Origin of the sequence: Neisseria sp. 19428wB4_WF04, assembly GCF_015235335.1 — a bacterium.
GTDB lineage: Bacteria > Pseudomonadota > Gammaproteobacteria > Burkholderiales > Neisseriaceae > Neisseria > Neisseria musculi.
This window is the reverse complement of record NZ_JADGLG010000160.1, coordinates 1-455: the sequence shown is the minus strand read 5'-3', so window position 1 is coordinate 455 and position 455 is coordinate 1. Positions and strand designations below refer to the sequence as shown.

The following is a 455-nucleotide window of genomic DNA, read 5'->3' as shown; positions in this document are numbered from 1 at the left end:
TTGCAGGGTTTTGCCGCCGTTGTCGGCAACGCGCCGGCTTCTCTTCCATTTTTGCCCACCCCAGCCCTCACTTTCGAAGTTGTCTTCCGTGAGTGAGACCATTTCGGTAGCGATGGCACGCATCACGGGGCGGGTGTCGGTGGCGTTTTTCAACAGTTGGCTGAGACCGTGTTCGAGTTGACTGGCATCTAAGCTGATTTCAAGCATCTAAATCCACCAGTTTATAATTAAAAAATGCGGCGAGTTTCCGCATCATATCCAATGCTTGAAAATCGTCAATGATGACGTTGATTTCCCCGAAGTCCAACACTATGGTGTTGTCGTCTTTTAAATTTCTTTCCACATCCACACTGTCTTCAATAGTGTAGGCCGCCCGATAAATATCCCGGCTTAAGTCCAACTCTGCCATCTTTACCCTTTCAGTAAATCCAACACCCAAGCCAGCACGGCTTTGG

At 48.8% G+C, this 455-nt stretch carries 2 protein-coding genes; both read right to left on the bottom strand.

The window, feature by feature from the left end:
• Positions 1 to 207 (bottom strand): phage virion morphogenesis protein (locus IR141_RS12800; RefSeq protein ID WP_194198403.1); only part of this gene is annotated, 207 nt, incomplete at its 3' end.
• Positions 200 to 455, bottom strand: a 256-nt coding sequence (locus IR141_RS12795) for a hypothetical protein (RefSeq protein ID WP_209304451.1), incomplete at its 5' end; no start/stop codon positions are given. The genes IR141_RS12800 and IR141_RS12795, both read right to left, overlap by 8 nt.